General features: G+C 29.7%; 21 protein-coding genes. 7 read left to right on the top strand and 14 right to left on the bottom strand.

Features of this window, described 5'->3' with window-relative positions:
- Nucleotides 1–111: 111 nt before the first annotated feature.
- From miaA to E0E45_RS00765, 3 genes are all read right to left on the bottom strand, one after another.
- Entirely contained in the window at nt 112–1,014 is a 903-nt protein-coding gene (miaA, locus tag E0E45_RS00775; protein WP_130889384.1) for a tRNA (adenosine(37)-N6)-dimethylallyltransferase MiaA, read from the bottom strand.
- 69 nt (nt 1,015–1,083) lie between these two features.
- Entirely contained in the window at nt 1,084–2,370 is a 1,287-nt protein-coding gene (gene obgE / locus E0E45_RS00770; RefSeq protein ID WP_130889383.1) for a GTPase ObgE, read from the bottom strand.
- Between the two features lie 410 nt (nt 2,371–2,780).
- The gene (locus tag E0E45_RS00765) at nt 2,781–3,482 is read right to left on the bottom strand and encodes a (Fe-S)-binding protein (protein ID WP_172604125.1); all 702 of its coding nucleotides are present in this window, start codon (nt 3,480–3,482) and stop codon (nt 2,781–2,783) included.
- Nucleotides 3,483–3,884: 402 nt separating this feature from the next.
- On the opposite strand from E0E45_RS00765, the gene E0E45_RS00760 reads away from it, so the two are divergent.
- Nucleotides 3,885–4,337: a TSCPD domain-containing protein gene (locus E0E45_RS00760; RefSeq protein WP_130889382.1), complete on the top strand. Its 453-nt coding sequence runs from the start codon at nt 3,885–3,887 to the stop codon at nt 4,335–4,337.
- Between the two features lie 29 nt (nt 4,338–4,366).
- Complete coding sequence (locus tag E0E45_RS00755; RefSeq protein WP_130889381.1) at nt 4,367–4,669, top strand: FMN-binding protein; 303 nt, start codon at nt 4,367–4,369, stop codon at nt 4,667–4,669.
- Between the two features lie 151 nt (nt 4,670–4,820).
- Here E0E45_RS00755 and E0E45_RS00750 read toward each other — a convergent pair whose 3' ends face one another.
- The gene (locus tag E0E45_RS00750; protein ID WP_130889380.1) at nt 4,821–5,456 is read right to left on the bottom strand and encodes a DUF6709 family protein; all 636 of its coding nucleotides are present in this window, start codon (nt 5,454–5,456) and stop codon (nt 4,821–4,823) included.
- 17 nt (nt 5,457–5,473) lie between these two features.
- A complete protein-coding gene (locus E0E45_RS00745) occupies nt 5,474–6,640 on the bottom strand; it encodes an ROK family protein (RefSeq protein WP_130889379.1) in 1,167 nt (388 codons plus the stop codon).
- 191 nt (nt 6,641–6,831) lie between these two features.
- Here E0E45_RS00745 and E0E45_RS00740 point away from each other — a divergent pair, with 191 nt between their 5' ends.
- From E0E45_RS00740 to E0E45_RS00720, 5 genes are all read left to right on the top strand, one after another.
- A complete protein-coding gene (locus E0E45_RS00740; protein ID WP_130889378.1) occupies nt 6,832–8,007 on the top strand; it encodes a galactokinase in 1,176 nt (391 codons plus the stop codon).
- Nucleotides 8,007–9,527, top strand: a complete 1,521-nt coding sequence (galT, locus tag E0E45_RS00735) for a UDP-glucose--hexose-1-phosphate uridylyltransferase (RefSeq protein WP_130889377.1) — start codon at nt 8,007–8,009, stop codon at nt 9,525–9,527. Before E0E45_RS00740 ends, galT begins: the two co-directional genes overlap by 1 nt.
- Nucleotides 9,528–9,586: 59 nt before the next feature.
- Complete coding sequence (gene galE / locus E0E45_RS00730; protein WP_130889376.1) at nt 9,587–10,576, top strand: UDP-glucose 4-epimerase GalE; 990 nt, start codon at nt 9,587–9,589, stop codon at nt 10,574–10,576.
- A gap of 103 nt (nt 10,577–10,679) precedes the next feature.
- Nucleotides 10,680–11,123 (top strand): toxin-antitoxin system YwqK family antitoxin, encoded by a 444-nt coding sequence (locus E0E45_RS00725; RefSeq protein WP_130889375.1) that lies wholly within the window; start codon nt 10,680–10,682, stop codon nt 11,121–11,123.
- A 247-nt stretch (nt 11,124–11,370) separates the two neighbouring features.
- The gene (locus tag E0E45_RS00720) at nt 11,371–12,819 is read left to right on the top strand and encodes an SLC13 family permease (RefSeq protein WP_130889374.1); all 1,449 of its coding nucleotides are present in this window, start codon (nt 11,371–11,373) and stop codon (nt 12,817–12,819) included.
- A 54-nt stretch (nt 12,820–12,873) separates the two neighbouring features.
- Here E0E45_RS00720 and E0E45_RS00715 read toward each other — a convergent pair whose 3' ends face one another.
- The 9 genes from E0E45_RS00715 to E0E45_RS00675 form a co-directional block, all read right to left on the bottom strand.
- Complete coding sequence (locus tag E0E45_RS00715; protein WP_130889373.1) at nt 12,874–13,590, bottom strand: MgtC/SapB family protein; 717 nt, start codon at nt 13,588–13,590, stop codon at nt 12,874–12,876.
- Nucleotides 13,591–13,827: 237 nt separating this feature from the next.
- Nucleotides 13,828–15,099 carry a 2-hydroxycarboxylate transporter family protein gene (locus tag E0E45_RS00710; RefSeq protein WP_130889372.1) on the bottom strand — a complete coding sequence of 424 codons (1,272 nt, stop codon included), beginning with the start codon at nt 15,097–15,099 and terminating at the stop codon, nt 13,828–13,830.
- A 253-nt stretch (nt 15,100–15,352) separates the two neighbouring features.
- Nucleotides 15,353–15,895, bottom strand: a complete 543-nt coding sequence (locus tag E0E45_RS00705) for a LemA family protein (protein ID WP_130889371.1) — start codon at nt 15,893–15,895, stop codon at nt 15,353–15,355.
- Between the two features lie 43 nt (nt 15,896–15,938).
- Complete coding sequence (locus E0E45_RS00700; protein WP_130889370.1) at nt 15,939–17,798, bottom strand: DUF2207 domain-containing protein; 1,860 nt, start codon at nt 17,796–17,798, stop codon at nt 15,939–15,941.
- 19 nt (nt 17,799–17,817) lie between these two features.
- Complete coding sequence (locus E0E45_RS00695; RefSeq protein WP_130889369.1) at nt 17,818–19,317, bottom strand: carboxypeptidase M32; 1,500 nt, start codon at nt 19,315–19,317, stop codon at nt 17,818–17,820.
- Nucleotides 19,318–19,321: 4 nt separating this feature from the next.
- Complete coding sequence (locus E0E45_RS00690) at nt 19,322–19,792, bottom strand: thermonuclease family protein (RefSeq protein WP_130889368.1); 471 nt, start codon at nt 19,790–19,792, stop codon at nt 19,322–19,324.
- A 259-nt stretch (nt 19,793–20,051) separates the two neighbouring features.
- Nucleotides 20,052–20,756: a hypothetical protein gene (locus tag E0E45_RS00685; protein ID WP_130889367.1), complete on the bottom strand. Its 705-nt coding sequence runs from the start codon at nt 20,754–20,756 to the stop codon at nt 20,052–20,054.
- A 326-nt stretch (nt 20,757–21,082) separates the two neighbouring features.
- Nucleotides 21,083–22,636 carry an AbgT family transporter gene (locus tag E0E45_RS00680; protein ID WP_130889366.1) on the bottom strand — a complete coding sequence of 518 codons (1,554 nt, stop codon included), beginning with the start codon at nt 22,634–22,636 and terminating at the stop codon, nt 21,083–21,085.
- Nucleotides 22,637–22,658: 22 nt separating this feature from the next.
- Nucleotides 22,659–23,777, bottom strand: a complete 1,119-nt coding sequence (locus E0E45_RS00675) for a M20 family metallopeptidase (RefSeq protein WP_130889365.1) — start codon at nt 23,775–23,777, stop codon at nt 22,659–22,661.
- Nucleotides 23,778–23,879 lie beyond the last annotated feature (102 nt).

Below are 23,879 nucleotides of genomic sequence, written 5' to 3'. Positions count from 1 at the left end.
ATCCAAATAAAAATCTTTCTCATAATTACATACACCTAATCCCTATTACTATTAATAATACCATATCACTATGTTTTTATCAAGAATTTAATTACACTTGATTGCAGTTAATCATAACTTTAATTCAGTTGTTATTTTATTTACTATTTCCTCTTCATTCATCTTGTCTAGATCATACCAGGTATATGAAGGGTCATTTTTAAACCAAGTAAACTGTCTTTTTGCATATCTTCTTGAATCTCTTTTGATATTTTCAACTGCCTCTTCAAAGGTACAGTTATTGTTAAAATAGTCTATTAATTGTGTATAACCTATAATATTTATTTTTTTTAAATTTTCTCCATACTTTTTATATAATTCTTCTACTTCTTCCAGAAGACCTTTTTCCAGCATTATATCTACTCTTATATTTATTCTCTCATAGAGAATATCTCTGTTTCTTTCTAAAGCTACTTTTAAAAAATTATAATTATTTCCTTTGATATTTTTCTTAGACAGAACAGAAAATTTTTCTCCTGTCAGTTTAAAAACTTCAAGGGCTCGTTCTACTCTTCTTCTATTATTTTTATGTATCTCAAGTGCTGCTTCTGGATCTACAGCTGTAAGTTCATTATAAAGTTCATCTATATCTTTTTTTAAAAGCTCTTCTCGAAGTATTGGATTCCCCGCTGGTAAAGAGGATAATCCCTCAGTTATAGAACTTATATACAGTCCTGTTCCCCCTGTAAGAATAATATTTTTCCCCTCTGCTTCTTTTCCTTTTAAAATGTTATCCACATCTTTTTGATAATCTCCAACATTATATTTTTTTACAGGTTCTACTATATCAAGCATATAGTGTTTTATTCCCTGCATCTCTTCAGCAGTAATTTTAGCTGTTCCTATATTCATTCCCTTATATACCTGAGCTGAATCTGCTGAAAATATATCTGCCTTCATCAACTTGGCCAGTTTAATAGATAAATCTGTCTTCCCTACCCCTGTAGGCCCTGCAATGACTAGTCCCTTCAACATCTATTTTCCTTTCTAAATCACAAAAAAGCTGAATAATGTAAATTCAGCTTTCATGTTTTTATATATTTATTACTCTACATATTCAAACTCTACATCTGCTATTCTTACATTATCTCCATCTTGAATTCCAGCTTCTCTCATAGCTTCTTCCAATCCAAGTGATCTCATCATATGAAGGAAATTAATGATAGATTCCTCTTCCATAGTAATAACATATTTAGCAAGAACTTCATCTAAAATTCTTCCTTCTATTACATATGTTCCCTCTTCATCTTGAGTTATTACAAAATCTTCCATATCTCCTTTTATTTCTCTCAATACTTCATTTACATTAACTTCATCTTCCAATGGTTCTCTCTCTATTTCTTGAAGCATTGAGTAACTTCTATAAAGCACCTCTTTGATTCCTTCATTTAAGATAACAGAAACTGGAAAAACTTCATGTCCTTGAGCTTCCACATGAGCTTTAAATTTTTCATATTTTTCCATATCCCATAATAGATCCATTTTATTCGCAAGAACTATCTGTTTTTTAGTTGAAAGTTTCTCACTGAATTTTTTTAATTCCTCATTTATTTTCTCATAATCTTCAATAGCATCTCTTCCTTCTATTTCAGCCACATCTACAAGATGATATATCATTTTACATCTTTCTATATGTCTAAGGAATTTATCCCCAAGTCCTACTCCTTCATGAGCTCCCTCAATAAGCCCTGGTATATCTGCTATTACAAATGATTTTCCTTCTTCAAGTCTTACTACTCCTAGTTTTGGTTCAAGAGTAGTGAAATGATAACTTCCTACTTTAGAGTTGGCAGCTGATACCTTGTTGATAAAACTTGATTTTCCAACTGATGGATATCCTACAAGAGCCACATCTGCTAAAAGTTTCAACTCAAGTTTTACTTTTATCTCTGCTCCCTCTCTACCTTTTCCAGCAATTCTTGGAGTTTTTCTTGTAGAAGATTTAAAATGAACATTTCCTGCCCCTCCTCTTCCACCTTTTAAAAGTGTTCTAGGTTCTCCCTCTACATTCATATCTAAAAGAAGTTTTCCAGTTTCTATATCTCTTACCTGAGTTCCAACTGGAACTTTTATAACAAGATCTTCTCCTGTTTTTCCATACATTTGTTTTTTTTGTCCATTTTCTCCATTTTCAGCTTTAAATACTTTTTTAAATTTAAAGTCAATAAGAGTATTTATGTTGGGATCTGCAATAAATATTACACTCCCTCCATTTCCTCCATCTCCTCCATCTGGTCCACCAAACTGGATGTACTTCTCTCTTCTGAAAGCTGCTGATCCATCTCCTCCATTACCGGCTTTGACCGTTACTATTACCTCATCTATAAACATCTTATTTTCACTCCCGATTATATATCAAATTTACTATCAATATATTTTACCTTAATTTATATCTTTTTACAAGTTTTTTTCAAGCTCTCTGTTTATCTGTACTTATCTCTATTGAATATTTTCAGCGGGTGCTACTTGGTTACTACTAAAAGGTATAATTTATACCTTCTCTTACAAATTCTAGCAAGTAGATATCTACCATTTTAAATATTAACCAAAGTTTGAATCTAATACCTTTTCAATAAATAAAAGTCTTTAAAATCAGTTTATAAAATCATAAAAAAATTTCAAAAAATAGAAAAAAGAGCTAGTATTATCTCTAGCTCTTCTTAAATAAAATTTAAAATCACATTAATTTGCTATTTTGAAATAAAGGTATAAAGTTATTTATGTGCTTTGAGATATTTTAGTTAATGTAAATTTATATATTTCGAAAGTGCATCATGATAAAGATCCAAATTTATTTCTTTTGGTTCTGTTGGTTCATTTAAAATCAAATCAATCATATGGTGTGGTATTTTCCCTCCAATTGCCATAGACTTAATGCAAGAAACACAATAAACAACAACATTTTGACAAGGCATTTGATCAGCTCTTTTTTTCTGTAGTTTATTGACTTCCTTTATTGAAAGCTTTGAATAAAAAGTATCTCCACAACAAATAGATTTTGTTCCATTGAATTTAGATTCAATAATTTTTATATTCATTTTTTGAAGTAGATTTCGTACAGCTGTATGAACTTGAGGTTTACATCTAAAAGAGCAAGAATCTTGGACAGAAACAATTAAATTATCATAAACAGGAAGTGGCAAATCTTTGATACTATCAATAATTTCCCATAAACTAATTGTCTGAATTCCTTCATATAATGAACGGAAACGTCGATCACACCCTGCACAATTATTTATGATAGTTGATCCATGAGGCAATTTTGGATTATGACGACAACAAACATTATGCATTTTTACTTCTCCAAAATACTTATTTAAAAATTTAAGAATTTTTAATTCTGAATTTGAACTATGTATACTTAATGCACATCCAGGATTAAAATAACATTTATTCATATCAATATTCATAATATCTATACTAGAAATTATATTTATACTCATAATGTATCCTCCTTCATTAAATTTGATAATACATTATAACAAATTATCTTATTATTTTTACGCTATATTCGGACATATAAACAATTTTATTTAAAATTTATTTTGAATTTATAATTTATATTTAAAAAGTTTTTCAGAATTTTTTTGAATATTTTAAAAATACTTTAAAATTAATTAAAAAAGCAAAAAAATAAATACATCATGACAACCAGAGACTTAGAAAAGAATCTGTTAATATTTGAATATTATAAAAAAGAAAAAAGAGGAACTGTACAAATTTTTTTCATAGTATTTAAGTGCATATAAAATATTTTTTTATTGCTTTTTTTCAGAATTTATTGTATATAATATCTATATGTTATCTATTATTTTAACTTTTTTCTTGGGAGGAATGTATTAATAATGAAAAAATCTATTGTAATTCTTGCAGGAGTTTTGTTGATTCAACAAATATCTCTTTCTGAAGTTATTAACAAAGATGTAACTTTTACTGAAAAAACTTATGGAGTATGTTCTACTGAAATGACTGTTTCTGTTAAAGATGGTAAAATTGAATCATTTTCTGCTGTAAAAGGGTGTCCTGGAAACCTTGCTGCAATTGGGAAACTGCTGCCTGGTATGGAAGTAACTAAAGTAATTGAACTTTTAGATGATAATTATTGTTCTGGAGCTCCTTTGGCAGGATATACTTCATGCATGGATAACTTAGTTGAAATGCTAAAACAACATGTTACTGGAGAAGGAGAGGGTCCTTTAATTGAAGTCAGAAAAGCTCAAAAAGCAGCTGCTAATAAAGTAGCTTTTGCTGGTCATGTTTGTTCTGGTTGTGGTCTTTGTCAAGCTTCTTTATCTTAAAAATTACTTAAATTTATAGGAGGAACAAAATGAAAAAATTACTTATTTCTGCTTTAATAGTTATATCTTCAGTTGCTGTTTTTGCAACATCAGAAGGAATAGGATTTGGATATAAAGATGAAATTAAAGTTTCTGTGGAAAAAGATGGAGACAAAATTGTTGCCATCAAAGTTTTAGAAATGAAAGACACTAAAAGAATAGCTGAACCAGCTATTGAAAAACTAACTTCTGAAATTATAGCTAAACAATCTGTTGAAGTCGATGATGTAGCAGGTGCTACTTATACTTCTCAAGGATTCAAAGAAGCTGTAGCTGACGCTTTGAAAAAATAATAAGATTAGCTTCTGTAATTTAAAAATAGTCTAATAACTTAAAAACTGACTTGAAGTTTTTCTTCTTGTCAGTTTTTTATTTATCAAATTTTTTCTTCAGAATCTTACAGCATTTTTTAATTATAAATATTTTTTCAATTTATTCTATTCTCTAACTTACTTTTCTTGCAAATCGTTTAAATTTTTCAAAATCATTTTCAAATAACTGCTGCCATTCTTCATTATACCCAAATAAAGATCGTTTATGTATTTTAAATAAATAGTCTATAATCCATATTTCATTTTCATTGACAGGAATACAATACTTATTTTTTGTTTCTTCTGCAATACACAGTCCATAGATAGGTTTTCTGCTGTAATTACTTCTCGCTTCTTCCAAATAGATCCATACTATATTATCAATATCTATGATATATAAATATTTTTCAATTCTAAAAAGCATCCATTTTTCATTTATCCAAACATTTTTTATCAATGGTTTTTCACTGCATAGTTCATTTATTTTCTGCCAAGTATATTCATAATTTGAAGATTTTTCACAATAATCTTTTAAATAACCTAAATAACTATCTTTTTCTGATTTTATTATTAAACAAGATGCTGCTGTCACCAAGAAAAAAGAAAGACCAGTCAATAGCCACATTACTGTAATATCTATAGCTACTGATACAGAGCCTCCAAAGTAAGATACATATCCTAAAAAAATTAATATTGCTCCCATTATAAAAAGAAATGCAGCTAATCTATTTTTTCTCTTTATTGAATAACCTACATTGCTAATTCCCATTATACTTCCCCTTATTTTTATAACTCTTTAAATATATTATAATTAACCACTGCAAATGGTGATACTTCATAAATATTATCTGAAAATTCTGATACTTTTATTTCATAATTTTGTTCATCTAAAGTTACTTTTTTCACTTCATTGACAAGGGTTTTGAATAAAAAACTGCTTTTGAACACTGCACCAAAAAGAATTATTTTTTCAGGATTAATTACTGAAATTATTCCATCAATAGCATGAGCAGTGAGATAGATTGCTTCGTTCATTATATTTAAAGTAAGCATATCCTTTTCTTTTACAGCATTTATTATATCTCCTATATCCAAGCTTCCCTTTTCATTAAGAATATTTTTAAGGCTGCTATAATTGTTCAATTTTATCTGAGATATTACTTTTTTAATAACTGCTACATTGGATACCTCTGTTTCAAGACATCCCCTCTTTCCACACGAACATTTTTCAGAGCTATTTCTTTTTACCACCATATGTCCTAATTCTCCTGACATAGATCCATACCCTTGATAAAGAGAATCATTAAGAAAGATACTTCCTCCTACTCCATCACCAATATTCAGTACAACAAAATTATGCTTTTCCCTGCAAGAACCAAATATTTTTTCAGTAAGAGCCATACCTCTTACATCATTCTCTATAAAAACTCTTTTATTAAATTTCTTCTCCAATAATTCTTTAAGCTTTATATTTTTCCAATTATAATGTGGAGAAAATATTGATATCCCAGCTTCACTATCCACCATTCCATTTATTATAACAGATATTATAGTTATCTCTTCATTTCTTAATTCTCTTTTTATAAGAACTTCAACAGCTTTAAATATATTATTTTCTTTTTGAGCCAGTCTTTTTTTCAATGAATATCTTTTAGTTTTTAATATTTTTCCATTTATATCCCCTACTGATATTTGAATAAATCTTGGTGCTAATGATATTCCTAATATTTTCCCTATATTTTCTTCATTTATTCTTAATATAAGGGGTTTTCTTCCTCCAGTAGAAATTCCTTCACTGTATTCTTTTATAATACCTTTATTTAAAAATCCATTTACAATTTTTCCAATTCCTGCTGGGGTAATATCTAATTCTTTAGCCAACTCTATTCTAGAAATTCCATCTGCATTTTTTATGAGTTCTAAAGCTTTCATTTTTACACTTGTTGATTTCATATTCTACCCCCTTTTTTCTGTATACTATATTATACAATATTTTTAACAAAACTCCAAAATCTTATTTTACTTAGTTTATAAAGTTGTGGTGTTTTTTCATAATTTTAGTTGTTAAAATCAATTTATACTATATACTTATATTAAGGTAGGCTAGATTTTTAGAAAAGAATTTGCGGAGGTTGAATATAATTATGATAAAAGGATTAGTACAAGATTTTAAAACTCTATTTAATTATTCAGGAGCTGTTGAAGTATTCTTTTCTCCTGGAAGAGTAAATCTTATTGGAGAACATACTGACTATAATGGTGGATTCGTATTTCCTTGTGCATTAGATTTTGGTACTTATGCTGTTGTAAAAAGAAGAGAAGATAATGTTTTTAGAATGTATTCTAAAAACTTTAATAAATTAGGAACAAAAGAATTTTCTTTAGATAAACTTATAAATACTCCATCAGATAATTGGGCTAATTATCCTAAAGGGGTAATAAAAACTTTCATAAATGCTGGATATAAAATAGACAAAGGATTTGATGTATTGTTCTTTGGAAATATTCCAAATGGTGCTGGACTTTCTTCTTCAGCTTCAATAGAACTTCTTACATCAGTTATCTTAAAAGAAATCTTTAATCTTGATATAGATATGATAGAAATGGTAAAACTTTCTCAAAAATCTGAAAATGAATTTATAGGAGTAAATTGTGGAATAATGGATCAGTTTGCTATTGGAATGGGTAAAAAAGATAATGCTATTCTTTTAGACTGCAACACTCTTGAATATCACTATGCTCCTGTAGAATTAAATGGTGCTTCAATAGTTATAGCTAATACAAATAAGAAAAGAGGTCTTGCTGATTCTAAATATAATGAAAGAAGAAATTCTTGTGAAGCAGCTGTTAAAGTCTTAAATGAAAATGGAATTAACATAAGAAATCTTGGAGAACTTTCAGTAGAAAAATTTAATAAAGCGAAACATTTCATAACTGATGAAGAACAACTAAAAAGAGCAACTCATGCTGTAACTGAAAATGAAAGAACTAAAATAGCTGTTGAAAAATTAAACTCTGGAGACGTTGACGCTTTTGGAAAACTTATGAATCAATCTCATATTTCTTTAAGAGATGACTATGAGGTAACAGGGTTTGAGCTTGATTCTCTAGTAGAAGCTGCATGGGAAGCAAAAGGTGTAATAGGTTCTCGTATGACTGGTGCTGGTTTTGGAGGTTGTACTGTAAGTATTGTAAAAGATGAATTTATTGATGAATTTATAAAATCTGTTGGAGAAAAATATAAAGGTAAAACTGGATTAACTGCTGATTTCTATGTTGCTAAAATTGGTGATGGAAGCAGAAAGTTAGGTGATTTTTAATGAATATATTTGAAGAAGTAAAATTGCTGTTAGCTTATGGATTAAAAAATGATCTTATAGGAAAATATGATGAAATTATATCCAGAAATGAAATTATGTCTCTTTTAAAACTTAAAGACTGGGAAGATGTGGATATCTCTTCTAAAACTATACCTCAATATCCAAATGAAATACTGGAAAATATATGTAACTGGGCTGTAGAAAAAGGCATAATTGAAGATAGTATTGTTGTAAAAGATCTTTTCGATACAGAAATAATGGGGAAAATAACTCCATCTGCCACTCATGTAATAGATAAATTTATAAAAATATCAAGTCTTGGAGGAATAGAAAAGGCTACTGATAATTACTATGAATTTGCTCAAAAGACTAACTATATAAGAACAGACAGAATAGCAAAAAATATGCACTGGTATTCAAATACAGAATATGGTGATATGGAGATAACTGTAAATCTTTCAAAACCAGAAAAAGATCCAAGAGATATAGCTAAAGAAAGACTTCTTCCTCCATCATCATATCCTAAATGTCTTTTATGTTATGAAAATGTTGGATATGCTGGAAGATTAAATCACCCAGCCAGACAAAATCACAGAGTTCTTCCATTTTTCTTAGAAGGAGAACAATGGTTTCTTCAATATTCTCCATATGTTTATTATAATGAACATGCCATTATTTTTTCTGGTGAACACAGACCTATGAAAATAAACAAAGATGCTTTTAATAGAATAACAGCTTTTATTGAACAGGTTCCTCATTATTTTGTAGGATCAAATGCTGACCTTCCTATTGTTGGAGGATCAATTTTAAGCCATGACCATTATCAAGGAGGACACCATGAATTTCCAATGGCAAAATCTCCTATAGAAAAAACCATAATTTTTAAAGGATTTGAAGATGTTGAAGCTGGTATAGTTAAATGGCCTATGTCAGTTATAAGAATAAAAAGTCCTGATAGAAAAAAACTGGTAGAGCTTGCAGTAAAAATACTTGATAACTGGAGAAGATATAGTGATGAATCTCTAGGAATATACGCATTCTCTGAAGATACACCTCATAATACTGTTACTCCTATTGGAAGAAGGAGAGAAAAAGATTTTGAGCTTGACCTTGTTCTTAGAAATAACAGAACAAGTGAAGAACATCCTTTAGGAATATTTCATCCACATGAAGATGTGCATAATATAAAAAAGGAAAATATAGGTCTTATTGAAGTTATGGGACTTGCTGTACTTCCAGGAAGACTGAAAGAAGAACTTGAAATACTTGGAAAATATCTTACAGAAGCTGATTTTGAAACTAAAATTAAAAATGACCCTAAAGTTGAGAAGCATTTAAACTGGGCTGTTAATATTAAGAAGAAATATTTTGAAATAACTTCTAAAAATGTAGAAAGTATCTTAAAAGATGAAGTAGGAATGACTTTCTCCAAAGTTCTTGAAGATGCTGGGGTGTACAAAAGAAACCTAGAGGGAGAAAAAGGTTTATTAAGATTTGTTCAATATATTAACATGAATTAGGTTAATATTTTTAAAAATATGATGTATAATATAGAAAAATATTTTCTAAGGAGGATAAAATGGCAATTTTAGTTTGTGGTGGAGCTGGGTATATTGGAAGTCATGTTACTAGAGCTCTTATTGACAGTGGAGAAGAGGTAATTGTGCTTGATAATCTTCAAACTGGTCATGTTGATGCAGTTCATGAAAAAGCAAAACTTGTTCTTGGAGATTTAAGAGATGATGAGTTTATGGAAAGAGTTTTTAAAGATAATAAGATAGATGGTGTAATTGATTTTGCTGCTTTCTCTTTAGTTGGTGAAAGTGTAGAAGAACCTTTAAAATATTTTGAAAATAATTTTTATGGAACTTTATGTTTACTAAAAGCTATGAAAAAACATAATGTTAATAAAATAGTTTTCTCATCAACTGCTGCTACATATGGAGAACCTGAAAATGTACCCATCCTTGAAAGTGATACAACTTTCCCTACTAATCCATATGGAGAAAGCAAGCTTGCTGTTGAAAAAATGCTTAAATGGTGTGATAAGGCTTATGGAATAAAATATACAGCTTTAAGATATTTCAATGTCGCTGGTGCTCATCCCTCTGGTGAAATAGGAGAAGATCACAGCCCTGAGAGCCATCTTATCCCAATTATACTTCAAGTAGCTCTTGGTAAAAGAGAACATATTGGAATATATGGAGATGACTATCCTACTGCTGATGGTACTTGTATCAGAGATTATATTCATGTAATGGACCTTGCTGATGCACATATCCTTGCTCTTAAAAGATTAAACAATGGAGGAGAAAGCGAAATATTCAACTTAGGAAATGGAGAGGGATTCTCTGTAAAAGAAGTTATTGAAGTTGCCAGAAAAGTAACTAATCATCCTATTCCAGCAATAGTTTCACCTAGAAGAGCTGGAGATCCTGCTAAACTTGTAGCAAGTTCTGACAAAGCTATGAAAGAATTAAAATGGAAACCTAAATATAATACTCTTGAAAAAATAATTGATACAGCATGGACATGGCATAAAAATCATCCAGAAGGGTATGAGGATTAATCTATAAATTTTAATAGGGGAGATTATATCTCCTCTTTTTGATTGGTAAAAATCATATGTTTATGCTATAATTATAATAATTTACATCTATGGAGGAAGCTAAATGAAGAAACTTTTACTGCTTATTTTTTCAATAATATTACTTAGCAGCTGCTACGAAAAAGAAAGGGAAGTAGACATCTCTAAAAAACAGGAAAGAAATGGAATAGTTTATATAATTAATGAAAGTAAGCCCTATTCTGGTAAAATTTTAAGAAAATATGACAATGGACAAATACTTCTTTTAATGAGTTATAAAAATGGGAAACTTGATGGAAAATATGTGCATTTCTATAGAAATGGACAAATATACATAGACAGTGAATATAAAGATGGAAAACTCAATGGTCCATATAATAAATATCACTTCAATGGACAGATTGTTTTAGAAACAAATTATGTTTCTGGAGAACCTAATGGAATCTACTTGGAATACTCAAAAGAGGGAGAAAAAATCAAAGAAATAAAATACGATAATGGAAAAATTTTAGAAATCATTCAAGAATAAGATTTTATTTTTTAACATTTTATCATTATTCCATATTTATTTCACTATATTGTGTACACTATTTTATATTTTTTTATATTATTTGAATAATAACAACAATTTTAGAACTATCAGGAGTAAAATACTCCTGATTTTTTGATTTAAATTGACAAAGAGGTCTTATAAGGATATAATTTTCAACAACTCTATGAATTATTGAAATTATTTATAGAGAATAATATTGCTGTAAAACAGAGGGGGAAAATTTATGTCTGCTAAAAGTGTAAAAAGATATTCTTGTATCTTTCTTGCATTACTTTTAATTTTGTTTATAAAACATCTTCCACTTCCAGTTGGAATGAAACCACTTGGAATGAATGTAATAGGAATATTTCTTGGAAGTTTATTACTATGGCTTACTGTTGCCATTGACTGGCCTAGTTTGCTTTGCATAACTGCAATAGGATTAATTCCAGAAATTGGATTTAAAAATGTTTTTCTAAGTTCTTTTGGAAATGATACCTTTGCTTTTTTAATGTGTACATTTCTATGTACTTATGTTTTAGCAGAAACTCCATTTTTAAAAAGATGTGCTGTTTCATTCATAACAAGCCCAATAGCTAAAAAAGGTCCATGGCTTTTTGTTATATCTTTTATTTCAGCAATAATATTTATTGGATGTTTTGTATCTCCATCTGTATTGTTTGTTGTTTTTCTTCCTATACTAGAAAAAATCAATGAAATATTAGGGCTAAAAAAAGGTGATAAAATAGGAAAAATGCTCATGATCAGCCTTGCATTTTGTGTATCTGTTGCTGCTGGAATGACTCCTATAGCTCATGTCTTCAGTATTATGGCTATGGGATTTTATACTACTGCTACTGGATTGACTATAGGCTATGCTGAATATATGGCTTTTGCTGTTCCTGTAGGAATTATATGCACAGTTTTCCTAATTCTTATATTCAGATTTATTCTTAATCCCGACATGACAAAAATAAAAAATATAGATGTTTCTTCTTTAAAGAGTGAAATAAAACCAATGGAGAAAAAGGAAAAAGCTATCCTTGGAGTATTTTGTATAATAGTTGCCCTATGGGTACTTCCTAGTATATTGAAGCCTTATTTTCCTGTAATATGCAAAAAAATCTCATCTATGGGAACTGCTATGCCTCCTATGCTTGGAGTTATCTGCTATTCTATAATGTCTTTTGATGAAAAACCAGTATTGAATTTTGCTGAAGGAATGAGAAAAGGGGTACAATGGTCAAGTATTATAATGGCTGCTGGTACACTGGCTTTAGGAAGTGCTATGACAAATCAACATGTAGGATTGGCTCAATATCTTGTAGAAACTTTGACTCCTATATTAAAAGAAGTAAGTCCTATGCTTCTTGTTCTCATATTTACTCTATGGGCTTGTATTCAGACAAACTTCTCTTCTAATATGGTTACTGTTACAGTTGTCACTACTGTTGCTATTCCTTTGGTGCAGGCAACTAATGGAGCAGTATCAGCTCCAGCAATTGTTTCTATTATTGGAATGATGTCTGCTTTTGCTTTTGCTACTCCTCCAGCTATGCCGCACATTGCCATAGCTATTGGATCAGAATGGGTAGAGTCTACTGATATGTTTAAATATGGATTTATCTTTATGGCAGTTGCAGTAATAGTTACTATCTTTGTGGGATATCCTATAGCTTCAATACTGATGTAATAAAAAGAGGGTCTTATTTCAAATAGATATAATTTTGAATCTGGCCCTCATTTTTTATTTAATTATTTTTATTGAAGTTACTTCTTTATTCTTGGAGAATTCAGATGTAAGATCTAAAATACTATACTGTCTTGGAATAACAAGGGTATATAATATTCTATTTTCATTAGGATCTTTTTTCATACTTCTCACTCTTATACTAAACTCTTTAAATATTTCATTAGTGTTGGAATAATACATTCCATTATTAATTTCAGCATCATATTCTATTTCTATTTTTGAAATTGTCCTATCATCAATAAATCTTCTTTCTACTTTCTTCAATGTTATAAGAACTAAAAGAACTGCAAGCCCTGAAAGAAAAGACATACTATAGAATCCCCATCCTACTCCCAATCCTATACATCCAGTTACCCAGATAGAAGCTGCTGTTGTAAGTCCACCTATAGTTCCCTTATCTCTCATTATAGTTCCCGCTCCTAGAAAACCTATCCCACTTACTACCTGAGCACCTATTCTTCCTAAGTCAGTTTTTATAACCTGAGCTACATTTCCATTTTCCATAGCAAATCTGACTATGTTTATTCTCAAATGATCCTGCACCATAGAAACTACTGCTGCTCCCAAACATACAAGTATATGAGTCCTAAATCCAGCAGGTCTGTTATTATGACCTCTTTCATAACCTATCATACCACCTATAATGATAGCCATTCCTATTCTCAAGCCTATCTCATAAACACTAAGGTTCATAGTAAAATTATCATTCATCCAATTTACCTCCTTCCTTATGATTAATGACTTTACTTTAAATCTTTTTATTAATTTTTTAGATATATATATTTTTACATAATAAAACATTTTTCTAAAAAAATCAACATATAATTAACTTTATTTTTAATCTTTATTCTACACATAAATTATCTTTTAAAATAAAAAAATGGAGAGAAATCCATATACATCCATCAAGATTCTCCCCATTTATCATTTATTTATAATCAAATAAATCTAATTCAATAAATTTATCAAGATTGAGGTAAGCAGAAGCATGAAAGCTCCCCCTATTCTTGATGAAATTTGTGAGAAAGGCATAAGTTCCATTCTGTGAGCTGCTGACATAACTGCCACATCTCCAGTTCCACCCATATTTGCCATACATAATCCAGCTGTTATAGAACCTTCTATTACATAGAACCCTATCAAATGTCCTACAATAGCAGTTCCTACAATTGCTCCAATTACTGTGGCAGCAACTAATAAAAGATATATTGGGCTGAATGCTTCTATTACCTCTTTTAAACTTGTATAGGCTATTCCTATTCCTACTAAAAGAGCTGATGTAAAGTTTTTCATTATAAAGTTAAACCATTTAGCACAACATTCTTCATAATATTCATTTACTACTCCTAATATTTTTACAATTGCTACTGAAATTATCATTAAAGCATATGCATGAATAGGTATAAATTTACTTAGAATATTTCCAAAAATAAAGAATGATGTAGCCATAAGAAGCCCCATTCCAAGCTCTTCATATTGAAGCGGTGTATGTTTTTTCTCTTCTGTCATTTCAGCATCTTGAGCTTTTAAAAGTTTCCCATTTCCAGTAAGACTTGGAAATCTTTTCCCTAATTTATCCAATAACCCTGCAGCTACTATTGCCAGAGCATTTCCCAGTGCCACTGCTGGAACCATTACTGCCAATAATTCTGTTGGCTGCTTATTAAGAGCCTGTCCAAAAATTTGTGATAATGGTACTGCTCCAGCTCCCATTCCTCCTCCCATTATAGGAATTGCAATATAGAAAACTGCATTAACAAAGCCATACCCAGAAATATATCCTATTACCCCAGTGAATAGTATTGAAACAACTACTCCTCCTATAATAACAGGAAGATATCCCATTGCAGCCTTTATCAAAAGTTTTCTGTTCATTCCCATAATACTTCCAACTATCAATGCTGCAATATAGAAGTCAAGAAAACTCTGTGTTGTCATAAAGTCTTTAATTATCTTTGTTTCATTACTTGGAAGTATATTAAAATAAACCAATGCAGCTGAAGCAAATATTATAACTATAGGCCCTCCACCAAGATAATCTTTTACTATTGGAGTTTTGTTTCCAATATAATCCAAAATAGCTCCAATAGCTATCATTATAGGAAATGCCCCAAGCATTCCTTTTGGAAGTTTTCCTAAAGCTACTGCTGCTGTAAGTATTATGACTATGGGAATAAAATATTTCATTTCCAAGCCTGCAAGTTTAAACTTTTCTTTCATAATAACCCCTCCCCATTTTAGTAAATTAGCAAATATTTTTAAATACTATATATCTTATTGTATTCTTTTTATCTGTAAAAGTCAATTTTTTAAATCATTTTACTTTATAATGATAACTATTCTAAAATTATATGTTATTTTATTTATTTTCTTAATTTTTTCAAAAAATAAAAAACTTCCTCTATAATAAACAGATTTTTTTAATTTTATCTGTTTGCTATAGAGAAAGCATTGTCAATAGTTATTTTTAAAATTAAAATTTAACTTTAGGGACCTCTTTTGCTCCCTCTGCTGCTTTGAATAAAGGTTCCTCTGTAAATTTAAATATTCCTGCAAAAATGCTTCCAGGTATCATTTTTATACTTTGATTATATGATGTAACAGTGTCATTGTAAAATTGACGTGCATATCCTATTTTATCTTCTATATCTTTCAGTTGTTTTTGTAAGTCCATAAAATTAGTGTTTGCTTTAAGGTCAGGATAACTCTCTGATACTACCATCAGTCTGCTTAAAAGTCCACTTAATTCTCCACTGGCTTTCATCTTTTCATCTACTGTAGAAGCTGTTGTATAACGAGTTCTTGCCGAAATTACAGCATCTAATGTTTCTTTTTCATGTGTAGCATATCCTTTTACAGTTTCTACTAAGTTAGGTATTAAATCCACTCTCTTTTGAAGCTGTACATCTATTTGGCTCCAAGAATTTTTTACTCTTTCATGAAGTTTAACAAATTTATTTTGATAAGATACAGTTAAAAGAACTAATAAAACAATTACAACTATAAGAATTATCATATTTTTACTCCTTTAATATTTTTATTTTATAAAGCTTCCCTTGCTAGAAAGCTCCCCCTCCGCCACGGCTTCCTCCACCGCCAGAAGAGCCTCTGCTGAATCCTCCGCCACTACCACTTGAGGAAGATCTTGTAGATTTTGCAACTTCGCTCATAGAACGGGATGCAGCCTTTACTGTTGAACTTTCCATAGTTCTAAAAGCTCTAGTATAAAGATATGTATTCATAAGAGTCATTCTATTTCTTCCAACTCTTAAATTAATATCCTCTTCTCCCCTTAGTGCAGCTATTTTCTTATATCCTGCTGCTACTTTTTCAGCTACCCCAAGAGCTATTGCATATACAAAGTAATGTTCCCATAAATGTATTGAAGCTAATTTTGCCTCCTCTAAATTACTGTAGTCTACAAGGAATTTCTTAAAAGCTTTCCATCTTGAGTATGCTTCCTCTTTTTCTTTGCTTGGTCTGCTCACTGCTGCTGAAAATACTATTAATGGGATTCCAAGAAAATTAAATAACATAAATTTAGGATCTTGGAATATAACTATGAGTACCATTCCTCCAATAAATAAAAGTATTCCTGTTATAACCCCAAGAGCTACAGCCAATTTATTTCTTTTGTCCTGCTTTAATCCCTTAGAAAGCATATCAGTATACACAAAGGTTTTCCATTTCTCAAAATTAGCATTAAATTTTTTAGCATTTGTAAGATTTTTACTAACATATTTTTCTACATCTTCCAATACTACTTTTTCTCCATCTCCAAGTTCATTTATATACCATTTTAAAACTAATTTTTCATAATCTTTTAGCTCTGAAGTTCCTTCTCTTATTTTTTTCAATATAGTTTTTTTAACACTTTTTCCCTTTGAATTAACTTCATTTATTTCTTCCATTTCTAAATAATCTTTTCTTACCAAGTCCATTACAGTGGCAAAAAGATGTGTTGGAGCTGGATACATTTTTCTTGATACTAATGTTCCTGCTACAGCTGGAGTATAATCATCTGGAAGCTCTCTGAAATATTCTCCATAAGGATTAGTTACTTTATATTTTTTACCATTTTTCAAGTAAATAAATATCATTAAAAACAGCCACCAAGCCACTCCTCCATAGAAAACACCTCTATTTAAAATCATTCCTCTTACTGCTCTATCTCTTTCTCTGTTTGACTCTTCAGCTAAGTTTTTTTCCATAGCCATTATACTTTCATAACCTTTTGCTTTTTTTATATAGCTTGGATTTATTTTGCTGACTATCTCTTTTGGAAAAAGTATATTTGTTTCAACAAATTCTCCTGGTCTATAATTTTTCAATGTAAAAAGTATTTCTTTCCCATTTAATATCTCTATATTTCCTGTAAGTGGTCCATGTCCAAAAGCATGTATTTTATCCTTATCTACCTCTTTAGGAAGTATCACTTTTACAGAAACGTCTTTTATACTGTTCTCCCAGCCTCTTCCTACCATTTTTCTGTTAAATTGAGCTATATCCTCATATACTGTTACACCTCTTGGCAAAACATATCTGAATCCAAAATATCTTTTTTCATTTCTCATAGGAGAATAAAGTTTTATCTTGTAAAGATCATCACTTGTTGATACAGTATACATTCCTGAAGCAGTTCCTCTGCTATTTACTGCTGAAACAAATTCTCCATTTTTTTCATAGAAAACCTCTAATGACTGTAATTTTCCATATCCTTTAGCATCAATATTATATAATACTCCATTTATTTCACTGGCATTATACAGAGCTATCTCTTCGATAATCACTGACCCATCTTCCTGTATTTTAGCTGTTATATCCAGACTGTCTATTTTATATGATGGTGCTGAAAATATAACCGAAAAAATTGTGAAAAATACAGCTATAATCAAATAAATGTTCCTTAGTCTTTTCAAATGTTTCCCCTCCTGTTGTTTAGTCGAGATCATATATTTTTGAATATTTTTCTTTTAAATATTCTATATAGTATTTTGGTTCAAGCTCTTCTCCAGTTATCTCTTGAATAAGTTCAGCTGTTTCTCTTAGTTTTCCATAAATATGTATTCTATCTCTCAGCCATCCTTTTATCCTGTCTAGTTTACCATTTTCAAGAAGAGAACTTACATCCATATCTTTTTTCATAGTATTATATAATTGAGCAGCATATACATTTCCCAGTGCATAAGATGGAAAATATCCAATAAGCCCGCATGCCCAATGCACATCCTGCAGTACTCCCTCTCTATCTGTTTCTGGTACTACTCCTAGATACTCTTTCATCTTTTCATTCCACACTTCTGGAAGATTATCTATCTCTATCTCTCCATTAATTATTCCTTTTTCTATTTCATATCTAATCATTATATGAAGTGAATATGTAAGCTCATCTGCCTCTGTTCTTATAAAAGAAGGTTCTACTCTGTTTATCTCCCTGTATAGCTCATCTATTTTTATTTCTTTAAGAAGTGGAAATATATCTATGTTTTTATCATATATTCCCTTCCAGAAACTCATACTTCTTCCTATCATATTCTCATAAAATCTCGATTGAGATTCATGAAGCCCCATAGAACCACCAGTAGCTAAAGTAGTTCCTTGTAAATCATCTCCTACCTGCTGTTCATATATTCCATGCCCTGTTTCATGAATAGTGCTGAATATTGAAGAAAAAGGCATATCATCTATATATTTAGTAGTAAGCCTTACATCATTCTTATCCAGATTCAGTGTGAAAGGATGTTCACTTTCAGCTGTTACTCCTCTGTCAAAATCAAATCCCAAATATTCGCTTAAAAATCTATTGAATTTTTTCTGTTCATCAACATTTACTTTTGCCTTTAAACTTGATATCTTACTGTTTTTATTTTTTTCCATTATCTTTTTTAGAAGTGGAACTATCTCTGCTCTCAATGCTCCAAAAAACTCATCCAGCTTTTCTGTATTCATTCCTCTTTCATACTCATCTAAAATTATATCATATATTTTTTTATCCTTTTTCCCTTGATATTCTGCAAATTTTATATTAAATTCAAATATCTTTTTTAAATTTTCTTTAAACATATTAAAATCATTTTTAGCCTTTGCCTCTTCCCACACACCTTGAGTTTTAGCAGTCAGTTCTGAATACTCTTGATATTCATGAGGAGGTATTTTACTTATTTTCTCTATCTCTTCAGCCATATCATCTATTTCTTTTCTTTGAATATCATCTAATTCCTTCTCATTTGCTTTTAAAAATTTCACAAGATTTAAAAATTCTTCTGAGGTAACTATATCATAGCTTTTCATACTTAGATATCCTACCATCTCAGAAAGAAGTTCCTTTCCTTTTCTTGGAGTAGTTGTTTCTAAATCCCATTGCAATATTCCCAATGATGAATCTATCAGTTTTTTTTCTTTAATTAATTCTCTAAATCTTTTTATCTCTTTTTTCATATTTTTAATCCTCTCTTCTGTGTTCTAATCTAAAATTCCTTGGATTCTGTGGATTTTTATCTTTCCATAGCCCCAATTTTTGTTCCTGAGCACTTTTAGATGCTTTTCTATATTCTTTTTCTTTTTTAGCATGATATTCATAAAACCAAGCATTTCCTGTTTTTATCATTTCTAAATTTATATCTTTATTCTTGTAAAACACTTTTCCTACTTTACGGCCATACTTATCTTCATTTATCACTTTTACATCAACATTTTTATTCAATATTCTTTTTTCTAAATAATTTTTAGAATCTTCTCCATAGTTCTGTTTTAATTCAGGAGCATCTATTCCATACATTCTTACTTTTATCCTCTGACTTCCAGATTGAAGCAAAATAGTATCTCCATCAGATACTTTGATTACTTTTCCACTGACAGCCATAGCTATCATACTTAAAGAAAATATGAATATTGAAAACAATATTTTTCTCATTTATATCCCTCTTTTCCATTAATTATAAAATTACTTTGAATATATTATACTTTATTTTGAATTATTTTAATAGTAAGGAGAATTTATTCTTTCCCACTTGTTATTTTATAAAATTTATTTGTATCTGTAATATAACATTATTACTGTTGATACTATCAATAGAGCAGTAATTATTCTTATCCTAAATTTAATCTTTTTTCTATAAATTCTTCCTATATGTATATTTTTGATCATACCTCTCCCTTTGTGTTATTATTTCCTATTTAAATAAACTCTTAAAAAAACCAAAAAACAATTTTCCTGAGAAAAATAAAGTTATTGCTGAAAATAATAAAGCTACTATTCCTTGTAGAATTTTTTCTGTTCTTAAAAGCATTACTGAATTATATAATATATAGACTCCCATTATAAATATGATTCCAAACATCAATACAAAAAATAAAATTATTCCCTTTCCAGATTTATTTTCTTTTTCTTCTTTCTTTTTTCTTTCAATTATTTCCTCTTCTGTTTCTTTATAAGGAACAGCTTTTTTTAAAGAATATATCAAAGACTCCAAATACTTTTTCCAGATTTCACTCATTTCAGTTTTTTCCCATTGAATACAGATATTTCTTTCTCTTCCCTCTACTTTGTTCTCATTATAAATATCGTCAAGAACTTGTAGAAGCAAGTCTTTTGTTTTCTCATCTATAACAACTTCTTTGACATCATCCATATTATATATCCAATTAGGAAATCTTCCATAATTCTGATATTCTGTAAAAAGTTCTGCCAGCATGATAGCAAAAGGATCGAAATAATCTGCATGCTGAGATTCTTCAATTAAAAAACCAATTTCCCTGCTCATTTCTAAAAGATCTCTCATTTTCAATTTTTGATTTTTTGAAGCTGTCATTATAATACATTCTCTAAATTGATCTCCTGCTTCTGTTTCAACTGGATGTTTTTCTAGTTCTATCATATTTTCCCTTCCTCTATCATTTTACTCATATTTTATAATTTTATCATAAAAAAATATATTAATCTATCAACCAAGAGTTGCTTTTATGTATACTCCTGCTTTTATAAAGATTGATTTAAATCTCAAAGTTCATATTTATATGTAAAAAAGACCTTTATGTATTCATTTAATTTTAAGTATGTTTTATAATTCAGCATATAAAATTTTAAATATCTTTTATACAATTAAAACTTTTCCATCACATATTTTTCTGTGATTTTTTTTATTATATAAAAAAAGACTGTAAATATATTTCTATACTTACAGCCTAATAATCATCACAATATTTAGAAAATCATATTAGTTAAGTGAATAACTCCATCTGGTCCTAATGGCAAATTAAACACATACCATATTACCAGCAATATAGTCCAGAAAATCATGAATAAAATTGTATAAGGAATCATCATAGATATAAGTGTTCCTATCCCAAGTTTATCATTATATCTTTGACCAAAAGCAATTACTGTTGCAAAATTTGACATCAAAGGAGTGATAATATTAGTTGTAGAATCCCCTATTCTATATACAACTTGTGTAAACTCTGGTGCAAACCCTATTCCCATAAACATAGGTACAAATATGGGAGCCATGATAGTCCATTTTGCTGAAGCTGATCCCATAAATAAATTCATAAATGCAGAGAGAAGAATGAATGCCATTACTAGAGGAAGACCTGTAAAACCTGTTTCCTTTAAAAAATCTGCTCCGTTAACTGCTAAAATAGTTCCCAAATTAGAGTATTTAAAATATGCAATAAACTGACTAGCAAAAAATACAATACTGATATACCCAGACATTGAAGCCATTGAATTTTTCATTCCTTTAATTACATCTTTATCACTCTTTATTTTTTTAGAAAATATTCCATAAAAAATCCCTGGTATCATAAACCCTAAACTAATTATTGGAACCATACTATCCATCAATGGAGAATGATCTGTTAAAGAATGATTTATTGGATTTCTTAAAATTCCGCTTTCTGGAATAGTTAGACATCCTATAAATATAAAGAAAGCTAGCAATGATAATCCAGCTGCTTTTAATCCCCTCTGTTCTATTGGAGTTATTTCAGTTATTTCTACTTTTTGATCTCCTTCATATTTCCCTAATCTTGGTTCTACTATTTTTTCTGTTATTAAAGTTCCTATTATTGTAATTAAAATGCATGATACTGCCATGAAATAATAGTTAGCTGTTGGAAATACAGTATAATTAGGATCTAATAATCTTGCAGCTTCTGTACTTATTCCCCCTAAAAGTGGGTCAAGAGTTCCAATCAACAAATTGGCTGAAAATCCTCCAGATACCCCAGCAAAACCTGCTGCCAACCCAGCTAGTGGATGACGGCCAAAACTTAAAAATATCAATGCTCCCAATGGTACAAGAACAACATATCCTGCATCTGCTGCTATATTTGACATTACTCCTGCAAAAACAATTACAGCAGTAATTATTGATTTAGGAGCGCTCAAAACAAGTTTTCTCAACATTACTGTCAATAATCCAGTTTCTTCTGCTACTCCTACTCCAAACATGGCTACTAATACCATTCCTAAAGGTGCAAATCCAGTAAAGTTTTTTACAATAGACTTAAACATCCATCTTATTCCATCTGGTGTCAATAAACTAACTGCTTTCACAGTTTTATCCACTAATTGATGATCTTTATTTATTGCTTTAAAAGTTACTTCAGCTCCACTTAAAAATGCAAAATGAGAAATTATAACTACCATTATTGCAAAAATAAGAAATATTGTTCCAGGATGAGGAAGTTTATTCCCAACTGTTTCTACCCCATCTAAAAATTTGTTAAATAACCCTTTATTTTTTCCTTGCATATAATTCCCCTCCCAATATGTTTTAATTTAATTTTTCCATTATTCTTACTATTAGCTCTATCCTTTCTTCAACAGAATCTAATTCTAAATATTCATCTACACTATGCTGTCCACCTCCAATAGGCCCTAATCCATCTATTGTAGGACTTCCAACACTTGATGTAATATTTCCATCTGACCCTCCCCCACTTGAAACCCCTTTTATTTCAATTTCTAATTCTTTTCCTGCCTCTTTTATTATTTCAAATAATTTCTTGCTTTTTTCATTAAAAACCATTGGGCCTCTATTTAGTCCTCCTATAATTTTTAATTTTATTTCTTTTTCCTCAGCATGTTTTTTCAAATCCTCTATTTTCTTGATTATTTCTTCAACAGCTTCAACTTTTTTTACTCTAAATTCCATTCCAAGATAAGCTTTTTCTGCCACTACATTTTTTGCTGTTCCCCCATTTGCTATACCACAATTAATAGTAGTCCCCTTTTCAAAATCAGTAACTTCATTCAATTTATTTATCCAATATGCCATTTCACTTATAGCATTTCTCCCTTTTTCAGGAGCACTTCCTGCATGGGAAGCTTTTCCAGTAAATTCTATATCATATCCTCCAGAACCTTTTCTTTCTATTACCAATGCCCCATCTGGTCTTGCATGCTCTATCACCAGAGTATATTTGCTTTTTTCTGCTATTCTTTCTATTAATTCTCCATAGTGTTTTGAACCAATTTCTTCTTCACTATTTAATAAAATACAGAACTTTTTTAAATTTTCTTTATCAACTAATTCCTTTACAGCATAATACAATGAAAGTAATGGTCCTTTCATATCTATTACCCCTGGTCCAAATACTTTATTCCCCTCTTTTTTAAAAGGTCTTTCTTCTATTGTTCCCTTTGGAAAAACTGTATCCATATGCCCTAAAAAAAGCACATCATAATTTTCTTCATTTGTATTTGTTACTTTTAAACAAGGACCTACCTCTGAATAGTTTTGGATTTTCTCCACATTTAAAAATAATTTTTTATATTTATCATAAAAATAATCTGCTACTTCAGCAACACCTTTTATATTTTTACTATCACTTTCTATATTTACTATTTTTTCTAGTTCTGTAATATACTCTTTCATATTAAAATTTTTCATTATATCCCTCCCAGATGAATATTATATTTTTCCAAAGATACTTTTTAAGAACTCTTTCCCTTATTTTATTCCAAGATTTATTTCTACTATTGACATAACTGC

The sequence above is a fragment of the Fusobacterium ulcerans ATCC 49185 genome (assembly GCF_900683735.1).
GTDB lineage: Bacteria > Fusobacteriota > Fusobacteriia > Fusobacteriales > Fusobacteriaceae > Fusobacterium_A > Fusobacterium_A ulcerans_A.
Note: the sequence above shows the minus strand (reverse complement) of the source record. Positions and strands in the feature narration are given on the sequence as shown.

Coding starts and splice junctions, on each gene's coding strand:
- E0E45_RS00685 (WP_130889367.1), bottom strand. CDS start 20,756: ATGATAGAACTAGAAAAACATCCAGTTGAAACAGAAGCAGGAGATCAA.
- obgE (WP_130889383.1), bottom strand. CDS start 2,370: ATGTTTATAGATGAGGTAATAGTAACGGTCAAAGCCGGTAATGGAGGA.
- E0E45_RS00740 (WP_130889378.1), top strand. CDS start 6,832: ATGATAAAAGGATTAGTACAAGATTTTAAAACTCTATTTAATTATTCA.
- E0E45_RS00750 (WP_130889380.1), bottom strand. CDS start 5,456: ATGGGAATTAGCAATGTAGGTTATTCAATAAAGAGAAAAAATAGATTA.
- E0E45_RS00760 (WP_130889382.1), top strand. CDS start 3,885: ATGAAAAAATCTATTGTAATTCTTGCAGGAGTTTTGTTGATTCAACAA.
- E0E45_RS00710 (WP_130889372.1), bottom strand. CDS start 15,099: ATGAAAGAAAAGTTTAAACTTGCAGGCTTGGAAATGAAATATTTTATT.
- E0E45_RS00715 (WP_130889373.1), bottom strand. CDS start 13,590: ATGAATGATAATTTTACTATGAACCTTAGTGTTTATGAGATAGGCTTG.
- galE (WP_130889376.1), top strand. CDS start 9,587: ATGGCAATTTTAGTTTGTGGTGGAGCTGGGTATATTGGAAGTCATGTT.
- E0E45_RS00745 (WP_130889379.1), bottom strand. CDS start 6,640: ATGAAATCAACAAGTGTAAAAATGAAAGCTTTAGAACTCATAAAAAAT.
- E0E45_RS00755 (WP_130889381.1), top strand. CDS start 4,367: ATGAAAAAATTACTTATTTCTGCTTTAATAGTTATATCTTCAGTTGCT.
- E0E45_RS00720 (WP_130889374.1), top strand. CDS start 11,371: ATGTCTGCTAAAAGTGTAAAAAGATATTCTTGTATCTTTCTTGCATTA.
- E0E45_RS00695 (WP_130889369.1), bottom strand. CDS start 19,317: ATGAAAAAAGAGATAAAAAGATTTAGAGAATTAATTAAAGAAAAAAAA.
- E0E45_RS00725 (WP_130889375.1), top strand. CDS start 10,680: ATGAAGAAACTTTTACTGCTTATTTTTTCAATAATATTACTTAGCAGC.
- E0E45_RS00765 (WP_172604125.1), bottom strand. CDS start 3,482: ATGAGTATAAATATAATTTCTAGTATAGATATTATGAATATTGATATG.
- E0E45_RS00675 (WP_130889365.1), bottom strand. CDS start 23,777: ATGAAAAATTTTAATATGAAAGAGTATATTACAGAACTAGAAAAAATA.
- E0E45_RS00705 (WP_130889371.1), bottom strand. CDS start 15,895: ATGATAATTCTTATAGTTGTAATTGTTTTATTAGTTCTTTTAACTGTA.
- E0E45_RS00680 (WP_130889366.1), bottom strand. CDS start 22,636: ATGCAAGGAAAAAATAAAGGGTTATTTAACAAATTTTTAGATGGGGTA.
- E0E45_RS00690 (WP_130889368.1), bottom strand. CDS start 19,792: ATGAGAAAAATATTGTTTTCAATATTCATATTTTCTTTAAGTATGATA.
- galT (WP_130889377.1), top strand. CDS start 8,007: ATGAATATATTTGAAGAAGTAAAATTGCTGTTAGCTTATGGATTAAAA.
- miaA (WP_130889384.1), bottom strand. CDS start 1,014: ATGTTGAAGGGACTAGTCATTGCAGGGCCTACAGGGGTAGGGAAGACA.